General features: G+C 61.1%; 14 protein-coding genes and 3 pseudogenes. 12 read left to right on the top strand and 5 right to left on the bottom strand.

Annotated elements, in window-relative coordinates; translation table 11 throughout:
* Nucleotides 1-487: 487 nt before the first annotated feature.
* The 8 genes and pseudogenes from P0D84_RS43745 (at nt 488) to P0D84_RS43710 (ending at nt 7,486) form a co-directional block, all read left to right on the top strand.
* Nucleotides 488-1,285 carry a tyrosine-type recombinase/integrase gene (locus P0D84_RS43745; protein WP_408349117.1) on the top strand — a complete coding sequence of 266 codons (798 nt, stop codon included), beginning with the start codon at nt 488-490 and terminating at the stop codon, nt 1,283-1,285.
* 46 nt (nt 1,286-1,331) lie between these two features.
* Nucleotides 1,332-2,570: a site-specific integrase gene (locus P0D84_RS43740; protein WP_408347067.1), complete on the top strand. Its 1,239-nt coding sequence runs from the start codon at nt 1,332-1,334 to the stop codon at nt 2,568-2,570.
* Nucleotides 2,567-3,511, top strand: coding sequence for a tyrosine-type recombinase/integrase (locus tag P0D84_RS43735; RefSeq protein WP_408347064.1), 945 nt, complete (start codon nt 2,567-2,569; stop codon nt 3,509-3,511). The genes P0D84_RS43740 and P0D84_RS43735 overlap by 4 nt, the downstream gene beginning before the upstream one ends.
* A complete protein-coding gene (locus tag P0D84_RS43730) occupies nt 3,508-4,506 on the top strand; it encodes a site-specific integrase (RefSeq protein ID WP_408261565.1) in 999 nt (332 codons plus the stop codon). The genes P0D84_RS43735 and P0D84_RS43730 overlap by 4 nt, the downstream gene beginning before the upstream one ends.
* A 141-nt stretch (nt 4,507-4,647) precedes the next feature.
* Nucleotides 4,648-4,812: pseudogene (locus P0D84_RS43725) on the top strand (tyrosine-type recombinase/integrase); the annotation flags it as partial.
* A gap of 23 nt (nt 4,813-4,835) precedes the next feature.
* Nucleotides 4,836-6,011 (top strand): IS91 family transposase, encoded by a 1,176-nt coding sequence (locus P0D84_RS43720; protein WP_408349114.1) that lies wholly within the window; start codon nt 4,836-4,838, stop codon nt 6,009-6,011.
* 542 nt (nt 6,012-6,553) lie between these two features.
* Nucleotides 6,554-7,012 (top strand): zinc-finger-containing protein, encoded by a 459-nt coding sequence (locus P0D84_RS43715; protein WP_408349111.1) that lies wholly within the window; start codon nt 6,554-6,556, stop codon nt 7,010-7,012.
* A gap of 54 nt (nt 7,013-7,066) precedes the next feature.
* Nucleotides 7,067-7,486, top strand: a pseudogene (locus tag P0D84_RS43710) (hypothetical protein).
* Between the two features lie 79 nt (nt 7,487-7,565).
* On the opposite strand, the gene P0D84_RS43705 reads toward P0D84_RS43710, so the two are convergent.
* Nucleotides 7,566-7,937 carry a type II toxin-antitoxin system VapC family toxin gene (locus tag P0D84_RS43705; protein ID WP_408349108.1) on the bottom strand — a complete coding sequence of 124 codons (372 nt, stop codon included), beginning with the start codon at nt 7,935-7,937 and terminating at the stop codon, nt 7,566-7,568.
* On the bottom strand, nt 7,934-8,131 hold the full coding sequence (locus P0D84_RS43700; RefSeq protein ID WP_408243217.1) for a type II toxin-antitoxin system VapB family antitoxin: 198 nt from the start codon (nt 8,129-8,131) through the stop codon (nt 7,934-7,936). Before P0D84_RS43700 ends, P0D84_RS43705 begins: the two co-directional genes overlap by 4 nt.
* Before the next feature lie 344 nt (nt 8,132-8,475).
* Here P0D84_RS43700 and P0D84_RS43695 point away from each other — a divergent pair, with 344 nt between their 5' ends.
* Together P0D84_RS43695 and P0D84_RS43690 are read left to right on the top strand one after the other, a co-directional pair.
* Nucleotides 8,476-9,957 carry an ISNCY family transposase gene (locus P0D84_RS43695; RefSeq protein WP_408342417.1) on the top strand — a complete coding sequence of 494 codons (1,482 nt, stop codon included), beginning with the start codon at nt 8,476-8,478 and terminating at the stop codon, nt 9,955-9,957.
* Nucleotides 9,958-10,148: 191 nt separating this feature from the next.
* Nucleotides 10,149-10,904, top strand: a pseudogene (locus P0D84_RS43690) (ISNCY family transposase); the annotation flags it as partial.
* Nucleotides 10,905-10,945: 41 nt separating this feature from the next.
* Here P0D84_RS43690 and P0D84_RS43685 read toward each other — a convergent pair.
* On the bottom strand, nt 10,946-11,461 hold the full coding sequence (locus tag P0D84_RS43685; RefSeq protein WP_408349105.1) for a hypothetical protein: 516 nt from the start codon (nt 11,459-11,461) through the stop codon (nt 10,946-10,948).
* A 117-nt stretch (nt 11,462-11,578) separates the two neighbouring features.
* Here P0D84_RS43685 and P0D84_RS43680 point away from each other — a divergent pair, with 117 nt between their 5' ends.
* On the top strand, nt 11,579-12,661 hold the full coding sequence (locus tag P0D84_RS43680) for an IS630 family transposase (RefSeq protein ID WP_211709225.1): 1,083 nt from the start codon (nt 11,579-11,581) through the stop codon (nt 12,659-12,661).
* Nucleotides 12,662-12,673: 12 nt separating this feature from the next.
* Complete coding sequence (locus P0D84_RS43675) at nt 12,674-12,973, top strand: hypothetical protein (protein ID WP_169491107.1); 300 nt, start codon at nt 12,674-12,676, stop codon at nt 12,971-12,973.
* On the opposite strand, the gene P0D84_RS43670 is transcribed toward P0D84_RS43675, so the two are convergent.
* The gene (locus tag P0D84_RS43670; protein WP_408349102.1) at nt 12,933-14,474 is read right to left on the bottom strand and encodes a recombinase family protein; all 1,542 of its coding nucleotides are present in this window, start codon (nt 14,472-14,474) and stop codon (nt 12,933-12,935) included. The two genes, P0D84_RS43675 and P0D84_RS43670, sit on opposite strands and share 41 nt — an antisense overlap.
* Nucleotides 14,471-14,704, bottom strand: coding sequence for a hypothetical protein (locus tag P0D84_RS43665; protein WP_408335305.1), 234 nt, complete (start codon nt 14,702-14,704; stop codon nt 14,471-14,473). The genes P0D84_RS43670 and P0D84_RS43665 overlap by 4 nt, the downstream gene beginning before the upstream one ends.
* Nucleotides 14,705-14,748: the final 44 nt, after the last annotated feature.

The raw sequence follows: 14,748 nt of genomic DNA, 5'->3' as shown, positions 1-14,748 counted from the left end.
TCGCCGCGGCACGTACACTTCAGCGACTTCATTTGCATGGATCAAACTATTTTCTGGATTTGGCGAGTATCCGATCCGTTACCTGCATGGTCTGTACAATCCGGATTCGGTAAAACTGTTGTGTGTTGCGTCAGACGACTATTTCGGGCAAAGGGCAGAGGACCCAGGTGGACCCGGGAATCATGAGCATCCCGTTTCTGTTTTGAATCCTGCTGCTGCACCATACTTGATCAGTATGTCCTCACCAACATGACATGAGCCGGTCGTCGAGATGGCATCTTTGTCATGTCTGCCCCGACCGTCAAAAAGTGGTCGAACTTCGGACATTCGCACGCTTATGTCGAAGGGCAGTTCCGGGTCGCAGGACGAAACCGCTCGCGCGGTAATGGGGCTCCGGTTGAGCTCTGGTGGCAGGTGAGAGGAAACCGACTCTGTTTCCATGTTGGGTACGAGGCAATCCGCCTCGTTCCTCAACAGGAGCAGAGCCATGACTCACACCAGCCAGGATATCAGTCCGCTGCGCCAGCACATGATCGACGATATGCGCATGCGCAAGCTCGCACCGCAGACGCAGGCCGGCTATGTCCGCGTGGTCCGTCAGTTCGCCGCTTTCCTCGGGCGCCCGCCCGACACCGCCACCGTCGAGGACCTGCGGCGCTACCAGCTGCATCTGGTCGACCATGGCATCTCGCCCGTGTCGCTGAATGCCGCCATCACCGGACTGAAGTTCTTCTTCGAGATCACGCTCAACCAGCCCGGGCTGATGGCGAGGATGCAGCCGGTGCGCGTGCCCCGCACGCTACCGGTCGTGCTCAGCCCTGACGAGGTGGCCCGCCTGATCGCCGCCGCCGGCAACCTGAAGCACCAGACGGCACTGTCAGTCGCCTACGGTGCCGGGCTGCGTGCGAGCGAAGTGGTGGCGCTGAAGGTCGGCGACGTCGACAGCCAGCGCATGACGCTGCGCATCGAGCAGGGCAAGGGCCGCCGCGACCGCTACGCGATGCTCTCGCCGGTCCTGCTCGAGCGCCTGCGTGTCTGGTGGCGCGTGGCCCATGCGCAGGGTCGCATGCTCGAAGGCGGCTGGCTGTTTCCCGGCCTCGATCCGGTGGACCCGCTCAGCACGCGGCAACTGAACCGCGCCATCCATGCCGCCGCAGAAGAGGCACACCTCGGCAAGCGCGTATCCATGCATACGCTGCGTCACTATGTGCCGTTCCCGACTATGTCGGGTAATCCGGAGATAGCGCGGATTTCACGGGCGATTCAAGCGATCGACTGGAGATAGTCTTGACTCCTTCCACCAGCCCCCGCATGTCGGGAAGGAGCTCATCGTGAAGTACGTCGTCCATGATCAGGTTGTGCTGTCGCGACCGCCTGAAGGGCCGCTTGCTGCCTATATCGCATCATTTGCGAGATCGCTCAGTGAGCAGGGATACAGCGCAGGATCGCTGAAGCAGCAAGTACGGATCGCAGCGGGGTTTAGCCGTTGGCTTGAACAGACGGGTCTCGGAGTGCGCAGCATCTGCGCTGATCACGCGATACGGTATTTACGATATCGTGCGCGACATGTTCAACCCCGCCGGGGGGACCAGGCTGCGCTCAGACACCTCATTGATTTTCTGCGCCAGGAGCAACTGACTCCTGCGGAGCGGGTACGACTGACCCGACTGCTGCCTACTGAGTGCTGCGTACAGGCATACGTGGCGTACTTACGCGAAGCGCGTGCCTTGGCCACAGCGACGATCGTCAACTACGTGCCGTTCGTCCGCGGTTTCCTTGAAGACTGTTTCGGTAAAGGACGCGTCACACTCTCTCGCCTCTGTGCTGGCGATGTCGTGAGATTTGTACAACGTCAGGCGCCGCGTTTGCAGCCGAAGCGTGCGAAGCTTCTGACCGCCGCGCTGCGATCCTTCCTACGCTATGCGCGCTATCGCGGGGACATTACCCTGGATTTGTCCGCCGCAGTTCCAGTCGTGGCCAACTGGTCGATGCCGTCAATACCACGTGGGATTACCCCAGATCAAACACGGCAGTTGTTAGCCAGCATCGATCGACGAAGCGGAACCGGTCGTCGCGACTATGCCATTTTGCTTTTGCTTGCTCGATTGGGGGTCCGCTCCGGGGAAGTAGCAGCACTTGAACTGGATGATATCGACTGGAGCGCGGGACGTTTGAACGTGCGAGGTAAGAGCGGGCAGCGCAACGAGTTGCCATTGCCCGTCGACGTCGGCAAAGCGATCGCTACATACCTGATTCGTGGGCGACCGCGTAGCACATGTCGTCGTGTGTTTCTGCGCGCCCGAGCCCCGATCACAGGGTTTAGCGGGCCAAGTGCAGTTAGTTCGGTTGTGCGGCATGCCCTCCAGCGTGCTGGCATCGACGCCCCAACTATGGGGGCCCACCAGTTTCGTCACGGATTGGCGACTGAGATGCTGTGCCATGGTGCCTCGCTCGGTGAGATAGGAGAGTTGCTGGGGCATCAACACCCGCAGACCACGACGATCTACACCAAGGTTGACATCAAGGCGTTGCGCACGCTGGCTGTGCCATGGCCGGGAGGTGTGCAATGAACTCGCTCCGGCAGGCTGTTGCTGCGTATATCAATCTTCGACGCAGTTTGGGATTCAAGCTGCATGATGCGGGCAAGTCGTTACTCGATTTCGTCACGTTCATGGAGCAGCATCGCGCCCCCTACATCACGCAGGCATTGGCTCTCGCCTGGGCGCAACAACCACTCGGCGTCCAACCTGCACACTGGGCGAAACGACTCAGCTTCGTACGCGAGTTCGCACGTCATCGCAGCGCCACCGATTCGCGCACCCAGATTCCAGCGCAAGGGCTGCTGCCGTTCCAACCGAAACGGGTTCGACCGTACCTGTATTCGGACGATGAGATTCGAAACTTACTGCGGGCCACCCTTCAAATGCGATGTCGATATGAGCGCAGTGCACTGCGGCCCAGGACGTTCTATTGCCTGTTTGGGTTGCTAAGTGTGTCAGGTATGCGGCTCGGGGAAGCCCGCAATCTTGAGGTTCGGGATGTGGATCTCACCACTGGGGTGCTTACAATCCGTGGCACCAAATTCGGTAAGTCCCGCCTCATGCCTTTGCATGACTCGACTCGCGAAGTGCTTGCCGACTACATCGAGCGACGTAATCGTCATTGGGCCGGTCGGCCAGTGTCTTCCTATCTGTTCGTTTCCAACCGGGGCAATCGTCTGGATGGCGCAGAGGTACATCGGACTTTCTATGCGCTGTCGCGACAGGTCGGCCTGCGTGGTGCTTCCGACCATCAGGGACCACGCCTGCACGATATGAGGCACACCTTTGCGACGAACACACTTGTCCACTGGTACCGGTCTGAACAGGATCCAGAGCGTCGCCTCCCGATCCTGTCAGCCTACCTCGGCCACGTCAATGTCGCCGATACGCAGTGGTATCTAAGCGGCTCACCGGAACTCATGCACGAGGCCATGCGCCGGCTCGAGCAGCGCTGGGAGAAGCGGCCATGACCACCCCCGCCAGCTTCGCTCCGTTGCTCGAGCGTTTCTTTACACAGCGACTGATGCAGCAGCGCCAGGCGAGTCCTCACACAATCAGTTCCTATCGCGATACCTTCCGTCAATTTCTGAAGTTCGTACAGCAGCGTTTGCATAAACTACCGTCACGCCTGAATTTTGAGGAAATCGATGCCCCTTTGATCGTCGCGTTTCTGGACGACCTGGAGAAACACAAGGGCGTAAGCATTCGCACCCGCAATCTGCGGCTCACCGCAATTCATTCGTTCTTCCGGTATGCGGCGCTCGAGACGCCGGCGCATTCCGCGCAGATCCAGCGTGTGCTTGCGATTCCCAGCAAGCGATTCACCCGCACGCTCGTTAACTTCCTGACGCGTCCGGAAATCGATGCCTTGCTTGCGGCGCCTGACCGGCGTACGTGGTCAGGTCGGCGCGATCACGCCTTCATACTGGTGGCTGTGCAGACGGGACTACGTTTGTCCGAAATGACTGGACTCAAACGCGACGATTTCGTCCTCGGAACCGGTGCACATGTGCGTGTGATTGGCAAGGGCCGCAAGGAACGCTGCACTCCCATCGCCAGATCCACGCTCGCGGTGCTGAAGGACTGGCTACGAGAACCTCAACGCGGGAATGGTGAAGTGCTGTTTCCGAGCGCCAGGGGCGAACGTCTGAGCGTCCACGGTGTGCAGTACCTGCTAAACAAACATCGCGAGGCCGCGTCCCGAGTTTGCCCTTCTTTGAAGCAGAAACGGATCAGCGTCCACCGCTTGAGGCACACGACGGCCATGGACCTTCTGCAGGCTGGCGTTGATCGTTCAGTGATCGCCTTGTGGCTCGGGCATGAATCGGTGGAAACCACACAGATCTATCTCGAAGCCACTCTCGCGATGAAAGAGCAAGCCCTTGCGAAGGCATCTCCGCCACAAGGCAAGTCGGGTCACTACCGGCCAACAGATCAGCTCCTGGCCTTCCTGAACAGCCTGTAGGACCAGGCAAACTATGTCGGGAAACAGAATGGGCTGCTTCGAGCCACGGCGCACGGATATTGGGTGGTCAACAACCTGTTCTCATTACCCGACATAGTCCGGCACGGCACATAGTGACGCCTATGTCGCCGGGTAGATAGGCGTCATAGTTTCGCGACACACCTGCTCGAACAGAAGGAGGATATCCGTGTGATCCAGGTGCTGCTGGGGCACAAGAAGCTCGAGACCACCTCACTCTATACCCAGGTGGCCACCGACCTGCTGCGCAAGGTGATCAGCCCGTTGGACCGCCTGCCTTCCGAGTAGGCCAGCACCGCGCGGAGCGCCCCGTGCTGGAGGTCGCGGACATCTTCCGCGTCCACGGGCCAGCGTGGCGACAGACTGTACAGCTGAGCCTGGGACAGCTGAAGGTCATGTCGGCCATCGAACAGTGCCGCACCGCGGCGCTGGGTGGACATGTGTTGCGCTGTTCCGGCTGCGCAAAGCTGGAGATCTCCTATGACTCGTGTCGCAATCGCCATTGTCCGAAGTGCCAGGCGAGCGCCGCACACCGATGGCTCAAGGCACGTCAGGCCGACCTGCTGCCCGTGGAGTATTACCACGTGGTCTTCACGCTGCCCGCCACGATCAGCGCGATCGCCTGGTACAACAAGGCGGTGATCTACGGCCTGCTGTTCGATGTTGCCGCCGAGACCCTGCGTACCATCGCCGCCGATCCGAAGCATCTGGGCGCGCAGACTGGCGCGACGCTGGTGCTCCATACGTGGGGCTCGGCACTCACACACCATCCCCACGTCCACGGCATCGTCCCCGGGGGTGGCCTGTCACCCGACGGTGAGCGGTGGGTCGCCTGCCGGCCCGGCTTCTTCCTGCCCGTGCGCGTGCTCTCACGGCTGTTCCGGCGCCGTTTCCTGGAAGAACTCGCAGCAGTGCATCGTCGTGGCGAGTTGCGGTTCTTCGGCGAGTACGCCGCGCTCGCCGATCCTGCCGTCTTCGCCCAGTGGCTCGCGCCGCTACGCGCATGTGAATGGGTCGTGTATGCGAAGCGCCCGTTCGCGGGACCCGAGGCCGTGCTCGCCTACCTGTCACGCTACACGCATCGCGTGGCCATCTCCAACCAGCGGCTCGTTGCGCTCGATGAACGCGGCGTGACCTTCCGCTGGAAGGACTATCGCGCGAAGGGGCGCACCCGCTACAAGACCATGACCCTGGGCGCGCACGAGTTCATGCGCCGCTTCCTGCTGCACGTGCTGCCCGGCGGCTTCCACCGCATCCGCCACTATGGCCTGCTCGCCAATCCCGTGCGGCGGCAGAATCTCGCGAAGATACGCGAACTGCTGCATGTCACGGCCGCCGGCGCGCAGGCCGCCGCTACCGATGACCCACCCGGCAATCTCCCGCCGCGCTTCATCTGCCGGCACTGTGGCGCGCCGATGATCGTCATCGAGGTCCTCCAGCGCAGCGCACCGATCCGCGCACCACCCGCACAGCGAGCCGCAGCATGAGCGCACGTGTTTCGAGACGTCCAGACCGACCGTCGGCTCTCCGGCAACGGGACCCGATAGCGGACGGTTGCGTCCTTCACATGCATCAGGCGGTTTCGCGCCCTGTGCACCGCCAGAAACGCCGGCCGGACCGCTTCGTCAACGTGCATCCCGTCAACATCCACCCCATTCGCCTCACCTCACCATCAGCCCGACGTCGCATCCGACCGCTCCAATCCCCATAGCGATACAGGTTCCGGCCGCATCGGGACACTCCGCGGTTTCCTCCATCGGGGTTTGTACGACGCCTGCCCGCATGCTCCTGTGGCGTCCGCCCATGCGCACGGTCAAGGGCAGGCATCCTACAAACCTAAACAGTTTGCGACGATCGCCGTTCAACATCCATCAAATATCCCATAGGCGCATCGCTTTAATCGGCGAGGCCAATGGCGAACCGGAGGATCTCCCCACTCTGTTGCGGATTTGGCGAATGGCCGCTGCCAGGCAGGCGGAACTGCCAATGACGGATAATGTGGGCTGGATTCAGGGAAAAGGAGTATCCGGTGCGTATAGGTCGCCCGATCAAGGCATTACCCCAGCCTTTGTGCGATTACTGCGGCGTTCACGCCGCGCTCGTGAAATACGGCGAGGCGGCGTATCCCTACCGCGAGGACCACGGCGCGTTATGGGTCTGCACAACGTGTGAGGCGTGGATCGGCATCCACTCGCGCAGCACACGGAACTTGCCGCTTGGACGTCTCGCCGACGGCGCGTTGCGCGATGCGAAGAGCCGCCTGCACGACACGCTCGAGCCGCTGATCGCCGGCAAGGTCAGGCGCGATCGCGTCAACCCGTTTGAGGCCCGCGCGAAAGCCATCAGATGGATCGCCGCCGAACTTGGCTTCGATCCGGTGCAGGGATCGATCCACAACCTCTCGATCGACCAGTGCGAGGAGGCGATCCGGCATGTCGAAGCATTCATCGCGCATCGCCGCGCCGGTTCGTCAGACGGCAACGTCTAAGCAACCTGCGGCCGTGGTCAATATCCCCGTTAAAAAGATCACCAACGACCCCTGATGTACAAAACACTCCCCTTCGCGCGCAGCACTAACGCGGCGCGCGCACGACGCACCAAAGCGATGCTGTTGCCGATGCCTCGCGCCACCGCCGACGAGCTCGCGCTGCGGGTACACCTGGCACTCGCGGCGATGCGCGTCGGCGTCGGCAGCGTGCGTGATGCGCAGACCCTCACCCAGACAATATCCTGACGGGCTTCATCGCCGAGGCAGGTTACGGGCGGCCGCGACAAGGGCGCGTGGCGGCTCGATGATGACGCGGCAGGCTTGTTCGCCGTAATCGTCACGACCTACGACGAGCAACTGCGCGGGGCGCCTTTGTGGGCCATCTCCGAAGCGAGCGAACGGCTCGATCGCTTCCAGACAGACGTGCTGGAATTGCGTACTTCACGGGCCTGCTTCGTGATCGTCTGCCGATAGCTGCAGCCGGGGATCTCTTCCGCGATCGCGATAATGTCGCCGATCGCGGACGCGTCCATCACTTTTCCGTTTTCGCTTTTTAGTGCTCGAGAACCGCGCTCAGCGCAAGCTCGTCGGCGATTTTCTTCAACCGCTTGTCCCGCGTCCAGATCGTAACACCAGGCTGGAGCTCCGCGGATGCGAGCAACGACGCATCGACGTAGCCGATCCCACGGCTAAACAACTGCTGTTGCTCAACCAGAAATAGGACTTCGTCTGGCATAGCCACGGGCACCCGAGGCAGATCGTTCAGAGCACGAAGCACGGCAGGGCGGTCGCGCAAACTGCCCAGCGATATTTCGCCGATCACGTATGGATGGATCCTGACACGGTCATGGAGCAGCAGCTCGACCAGAATCGGCTCGGATTGCCCGATGTGATCGATCCACACAGACGTGTCCACGAGAATCATTCGACCTCCTGCCGACGGCGCGGAGCGGAAGTGATCCCCGGTTGACTGCCGCCCAACGCGACGAGCCTGCGGGCGGCTTCACGTTCGATAAGTGCTTTCAACGCTTCGCGCACGAGAGCCGACTTCTCGCTCAAGCCGGTGTAGTCCTGGGCCCGGGAGACCAGATCATCGTCCAACGCGATTGTGGTTCGCATAGCAGCCTCCGTTAACAATGGCACGATTATAGCATCATTTGATGCCTTAATTCATGCCTAGCAATGAACGTGCGGAAGATCGGCCACGTCTGTGGCCGGTTCGGGTTCCCGGCGGATGCCAATCTGGTCCTATGGAAGCCATCCTTGCGTTCCATAGCGTGATCTGCCAAGGCAGAACGAATGGCACGCGGTTCAACCTCGTACATAATTTGACATAAGCAAAGTTATCAACAATTGAACTTGTAGAGGCTAAGTAGTAATGTCCGCTTTTAGCCAAGTTCAAATGTCCGCTTTTTCGCAGCGTAAGCTGACCAGCCGCCGGCGTTCCGGCGCGGGAGGCTTTAATGGCTGCGACCGAACGGATAACCATGACGATGCGCGAACTGGACAGGTTCAAGGTCATTCAGGACGTCGCCGACGGCAAGCTCAAGCCGTGGCGCGCGGCAGAACGGCTCAGGCTGACGACGCGGCAGATCCGGCGCCTGGTTGCGCGACTGCGCGAACATGGACCGGAAGGCCTCGTGTCGCGTCGGCGCTCGAGGCCCAGCAACAACCAGCTGGACGCGGTGATGGCCGCTCGGGCACTCTCGATCATTCGTGATCGCTATGTCGATTTCGGGCCGACACTCGCGTGCGAGAAGCTGTACGAATGTCACGGCATCCGGCTTGCAAAGGAGACGGTCAGGCGTCTGATGACGGATGCAGGTCTCTGGGTGCCCCGCCGGCAGCGGCCACCGAAGATCTACCAGCCGCGTGCGCGGCGCGCGTGTCTGGGCGAGCTGATCCAGATCGATGGCTGCGATCACCGGTGGTTCGAGGAACGGGCGCCGGCCTGCTCGCTGCTGGTGTACGTCGACGATGCGACGAGCCAGCTGATGACGCTGCATTTCACAGCCACCGAGTCGACCTTCAGCTACTTCGAAGCGACGCGTGCGTACATTGAACGCCACGGCAAGCCTGTCGCGTTCTACAGCGACAAGTACAGCGTGTTTCGCAAGACGGGTGCGAACAAGGATGGCAACAGCGTGACCCATTTCGGCCGGGCGATGTACGAGCTGAACATCGACACGTTCTGCGCGAACAGTAGCCCCGCCAAGGGGCGCGTCGAACGGGCCCACCTGACGTTGCAGGACCGGCTCGTAAAAGAATTGCGGTTGCGTGGCATCAGCACGGCGGCCGGAGCCAATGCGTATGCGCCTGCCTTCATGGCAAATTACAACGCGCGCTTCGCGAAGCCACCAAAGAGCGGATTCGATGCTCACCGTCCACTCAGGGCTGACGAGAATCTTGATCTGGTGCTCACGTGGCGCGAGCCGCGCAAGGTGAGCAAGTCATTGACTGTGCGGTATGACCGCGTCACGTATCTGCTGAACGACACGCCCGAGCACCGCAAACTGATCGGCCGGTATATCGAGGTCTGGGAGTACCCGGATGGGCGTATCGAACTCCGCGCCGATGGTCATGCACTGTCATGCAGACAGTACGACCGGCTGACCGAAGTTGACCAGGGCGCGGTCGTTGAGCATAAGCGGCTGGGTCACGTGCTTCAGGTCTCGCAGGTGATCCAGGCTCAACGCGATAACAGTCGGATCGGAAAAGCGCCTTCGCGAACCCACCTCGGCGTTGCAACCAGGGTCCAAAGCCGCTCGCCAGGCAAGAAGAAGCAACGCGAGTTCACGCAGGCCGATATCAATGGTGTGATTCTGGAACAGTCGCAGCAGCGGCAAATGCAACAACCACGCAAACCTGGCTGTCGGTCTGCAAAGGTGATCGACGCAGACGTAAGCGCCCTGCCAGTTCAGGCGTCGTCCTTCAACAAGGTGTGAGACAAAAGGCGTTAGAAACAAACCCCTTAAACCCGGACATTTCAACTTGGCCGGAAAGCGGACATTTCAGAATGGCCTCGACAGAACTTGTAGAGGCTAAGTAGTAATGTCCGCTTTTAGCCAAGTTCAAATGTCCGCTTTTTCGCAGCGTAAGCTGACCAGCCGCCGGCGTTCCGGCGCGGGAGGCTTTAATGGCTGCGACCGAACGGATAACCATGACGATGCGCGAACTGGACAGGTTCAAGGTCATTCAGGACGTCGCCGACGGCAAGCTCAAGCCGTGGCGCGCGGCAGAACGGCTCAGGCTGACGACGCGGCAGATCCGGCGCCTGGTTGCGCGACTGCGCGAACATGGACCGGAAGGCCTCGTGTCGCGTCGGCGCTCGAGGCCCAGCAACAACCAGCTGGACGCGGTGATGGCCGCTCGGGCACTCTCGATCATTCGTGATCGCTATGTCGATTTCGGGCCGACACTCGCGTGCGAGAAGCTGGTCGAATGTCACGGCATCCGGCTTGCAAAGGAGACGGTCAGGCGTCTGATGACGGATGCAGGTCTCTGGGTGCCCCGCCGGCAGCGGCCACCGAAGCTCTACCAGCCGCGTGCGCGGCGCGCGTGTCTGGGCGAGCTGATCCAGATCGATGGCTGCGATCACCGGTGGTTCGAGGAACGGGCGCCGGCCTGCTCGCTGCTGGTGTACGTCGACGATGCGACGAGCCAGCTGATGACGCTGCATTTCACAGCCACCGAGTCGACCTTCAGCTACTTCGAAGCGACGCGTGCGTACATTGAACGCCACGGCAAGCCTGTCGCGTTCTACAGCGACAAATACAGCGTGTTTCGCAAGACGGGTGCGAACAAGGATGGCAACAGCGTGACCCATTTCGGCCGGGCGATGTACGAGCTGAACATCGACACGTTCTGCGCGAACAGTAGCCCCGCCAAGGGCTACGCTGCATAGTGCACCTCATATGTCGGTTGCGTTGGTGTTTATGCGGCCGAGCGTCGGCCACGGGTCTTTCCCTGATGCTGGAACTTTACTGGTGCGTCGGCGCCCGGAGGTTCGAAGAGATATCCGCCCTTGTCGTCGTAACGGTGCGCTACAAGCAGGCCCGCACGACGCCAGCTCTTGACGGTCGTCGGCGCCACGTCCAACCGCTCTGCGATCTCGTCTTGTGTAAGCATTCCACGTGCGCGCAGCCTGTCATGATGACTCGGTAGCCCGTGGGACAGCCGAATCCGCGTGATCATTCTGGAATTAAACCGCTTACCCCAGCCGGAGATGAGCTGCTGACGATTCAGCTGCTCCGCCGTTTCACCCTCGGTGTACTCGTCGAGAAGCCGGTCCATTTCGGCAACGACTGCGCGTGGGGTCTGCCGTAATATCCACGCTGGCATGGATAGCGGCACATGTAGCGTATGCGTGGCGCCACCGTTAAAGCGTATCTGAACGCAGATGTCTGCACCCTTGAGCAAAGTCACGTCAGCGATGAGCAGTCGCGCCATGCGCTTTCGCTCGCGATCAGGTGTGCGCGGATCGTTCCACAGACGAGGGAAATCTCTGGCTAGTACAACATCCCGCAATTACTTTTAATAATTGATTGCATGGTTTATCCTGGCGGTATGAGTCGAGGACGCCATGCAACGCCAGTGAAGCTGGCCAGAAAGGAAAGACAGGAGCTGCAGTCGCTGATCCGACGCACGACGGCTGCACAGCGCGATGTGACACGGGCACGCATCGCGTTAATGGCTCACGAGGGCTACACGAGCGCGGCGATCTCACAGGAACTGGGCGTGTCCGTGCAGACCGTCAGCCAGTGGCGCCAGCGCATTGCGCGGCAAGGCGCGCAGGGGATTCGGGAGGCAGAGCGCAGTGGTCGTCCGCCGCGCATCACGCAGGAGACGCGGCTGCAGCTGATCGCACTGGCGTGTGAAGTGCAGGAAGCGCAAGGTCGGGCCACGCCGACGCTCGATGAGATTGTGACGCGTGCAGTCGAGCGAGGGATCGTCGAACAAATCAGTCGCAGCCATGTGCAGCGCATCCTGCAGGCTGGCGACGTTCGCCCGCATCGGGTGCAGCAGTGGCTGCATAGTCCGGATCCGGCGTTTCGCGAGAAGGTCAACGTGATCTGCAAGCTGTACCGCAAGGCGCCGAAGAATGCGGTGGTACTGAGTATTGACGAGAAGACCGGCATCCAGGCCATCGAGCGCAAGCATCCAGGGCGCGCCCCGGCAGCCGGACGGTTGCGCCGCCGGGAATTTGAATATATCCGTCACGGTACGCAGTCGCTGATTGCCGCGCTGGATGTTCATACCGGACGGGTACTGGGAAGCTGCCGCGACCGGCGTACCCAAGACGACCTGGTGACTTTCATGGACAGTGTGGCAGCCGCGTATCCGGGCAAGCAGGTGCATGTGATCTGGGATAATCTGAACACGCATCGCGCCCAGGCCGTGTGGCAGGCATTCAATGCGCGGCACGATGGACGGTTTCATTTCCATTTCACCCCTTTGCACGCGAGCTGGGTGAACCAGATCGAACTGTGGTTTGGGCTCTATACGCGCCGTGTGCTACGTCACGCCAGCCACACCAGCACGGCGCATCTTCGCGAGCGTACAGAGCAGTTCATCCGCGAGCGCAACCAGACGGCACGTCCCTTCAGATGGACTTTCCGCGGCTACCCGTTGCAAACTGGCGCATCCTGAACCGGAGCGGTCATGCCTGCCTTACCCGCGAAACATCATGCAAGCGAACTGCAGCGTCAGCTGCGCGAATTGTTGGGCCACGACCAGGTGGTCACGCAGGCTTACGGGCGTCATCTGCTGATCAAGCGCCTGGACAATCAGGAGTCGACCGTTGTGGCACGCCTGAGTGAACTCGGCCGCAATCTTTATGGTGCGGCCTTTCGTAGCCATAGCGGGCGATGGGAACCTCTGCCTGGCTCAGGTTCGCTCGCCGAAATGGCTCAACTGGTTGTCACGCTCCTGCAACCTTATTTGCAGCCAGACAATTATTAAAGCTATTTGAGGGATCTTGTACTAGTGCCATGATGTGCGCACGCTGTTTGTCGTCAAGTCCGGCATGATCAGCCTCACGCTTCTTTTCGTAGCAATCCTGAGCTTCGGCGAGAGCGCGAAGCGCATGGTTCCATTCCGATTCAAGCGAGTCCGCAACCAATCGATTCGCTGGATCCACCTGCATATAGCGGCGACGCGCCAGATCGGCCTCGTAGCGTGCCCGCTCGAACTCCTGGCGGTGCAGTCGGTCGCGCTCTTCAGAACGGCTGTCAAGTTCTTCCTGTACCGCCAGCGCGACCTCAAGCGTGACCGGCGTGACTGTCTCCACGAGCAACCTGCCAACAGCATCGTCAAGCTCGCCACCGTGAACATGCTGGCATACCGGCCGCCCATGTTCGATGCCGTGACGCTGGCACATGTAGTCCGGCACCCTGCGGGTGCCCTGGACGTGATAGCGCACCGTCATTCGCTCACCGCATCTGGCGCATATCGCCAGGCCCTGCAGCAGCGCCGGCCCCTCACGTGGCGCCCCCCTTTCCCGGTCGATGCCCAGTGCGTGGGCATTCTCGCGCAACACCTGAACATTCTGTTCGAACTCTTCCCAGCTCACATAGGCCTCGTGGGCGTCAGGGATCAGCGACACCCATTGCGCAGAGGGCAGCCGGACGGAGACCGTCTGACCATCGGGATGCTTTCGATAGCGCGTGCGCCCGAAGCAGTATGCACCTGCGTAACGCGGGTGATGCAGGACCCACAGCACACGTGAGTGATCCAGTTCGCCCCACTGCACATCGCCCTTTCGTGCCCCGCGGTAAATCCGGTGGGGGAACAGAAGACCCTGCACGCGAAATGCCTTGACCGTTGCCGTGGCCGAACCGGTGCGCCGGAACGTGCGGAAGAGCTGCCGGATACTTTCCTGGATACGTGCGTCGGGATCCAGACGCACGCGTGCCTCGGTGTCATACACAAAGCCGATGGGCAGCCGCATCTCCAGCTCTCCGCGACGTGCCTTGTTGAGAATTCCGCCGCGCAGTCGTGCCCGCATGACATGCAACTCAGCCTCGCTCATCGTGCCCTTCAGGCCGAGCAGCAACCGATCATTGAAGTGCGCGGGATCGTAGACGCCATCCTCGTCAAGGATCAGGCAGTCGGCCAGTGCGCAAATCTCCAGTAGCCGATGCCAGTCGGTGGAATTGCGCGCCAGGCGCGACACCTCGAGGCCCATCACAATCCCGGCGCGGCCCAGACTCACCTCGGCGACAAGACGCTGGAACCCCAGGCGATCAACCGCAGACGCGCCGGACAGGCCGAGGTCCGAGTCGATTACAACCACCTGATCAATGCGCCATCCAAGAGCGACCGCGCGCTGTCGCAGGTTGTACTGGCGCTCAGTGCTCTCGGTATTCTCGAACAGCTGTCGCAACGTGGACTGGCGGACATACAGGTAGGCGCTTCTTTTCAGATGCCGGGCCTGAACTTTCGCGTGCGTCTGATCGGTCATGCCATCACCTCCGCTGTCGCAATTGCCATCGCCGCCACAATGACGATCAGGTTCTGTTCGAGACCGACAGGCAGATTCAGCCCGCTCGGGCGCGTGACCGGTAATGGACTAAACGGAAACGCTTCGGTCACCGACTTCATCCAGACCGCCATGCCCTTGAACATGAACAGCGCCCGGCCTCGCATCAGCGTGGGACCACCTCCGCCTGTATCGAGAACCTCCTGGCGCAAGACCTCGTAGCATCGGCTCAGGGACTGGGCATCGCGCGCCGTTA

This window comes from Paraburkholderia sp. RL17-337-BIB-A (genome assembly GCF_046025895.1).
GTDB lineage: Bacteria > Pseudomonadota > Gammaproteobacteria > Burkholderiales > Burkholderiaceae > Paraburkholderia > Paraburkholderia fungorum_C.
This window is presented reverse-complemented; position numbering and strand designations above follow the sequence as displayed.

What these genes read in the sequence shown, in the direction of transcription:
- P0D84_RS43745 (WP_408349117.1), top strand. Translation starts at nt 488, where the DNA reads ATGACTCACACCAGCCAGGATATCAGTCCGCTGCGCCAGCACATGATC.
- P0D84_RS43735 (WP_408347064.1), top strand. Translation starts at nt 2,567, where the DNA reads ATGAACTCGCTCCGGCAGGCTGTTGCTGCGTATATCAATCTTCGACGC.
- P0D84_RS43730 (WP_408261565.1), top strand. Translation starts at nt 3,508, where the DNA reads ATGACCACCCCCGCCAGCTTCGCTCCGTTGCTCGAGCGTTTCTTTACA.
- P0D84_RS43705 (WP_408349108.1), bottom strand. Translation starts at nt 7,937, where the DNA reads ATGATTCTCGTGGACACGTCTGTGTGGATCGATCACATCGGGCAATCC.
- P0D84_RS43700 (WP_408243217.1), bottom strand. Translation starts at nt 8,131, where the DNA reads ATGCGAACCACAATCGCGTTGGACGATGATCTGGTCTCCCGGGCCCAG.
- P0D84_RS43695 (WP_408342417.1), top strand. Translation starts at nt 8,476, where the DNA reads ATGGCTGCGACCGAACGGATAACCATGACGATGCGCGAACTGGACAGG.
- P0D84_RS43685 (WP_408349105.1), bottom strand. Translation starts at nt 11,461, where the DNA reads ATGGCGCGACTGCTCATCGCTGACGTGACTTTGCTCAAGGGTGCAGAC.
- P0D84_RS43680 (WP_211709225.1), top strand. Translation starts at nt 11,579, where the DNA reads ATGAGTCGAGGACGCCATGCAACGCCAGTGAAGCTGGCCAGAAAGGAA.
- P0D84_RS43675 (WP_169491107.1), top strand. Translation starts at nt 12,674, where the DNA reads ATGCCTGCCTTACCCGCGAAACATCATGCAAGCGAACTGCAGCGTCAG.
- P0D84_RS43670 (WP_408349102.1), bottom strand. Translation starts at nt 14,474, where the DNA reads ATGACCGATCAGACGCACGCGAAAGTTCAGGCCCGGCATCTGAAAAGA.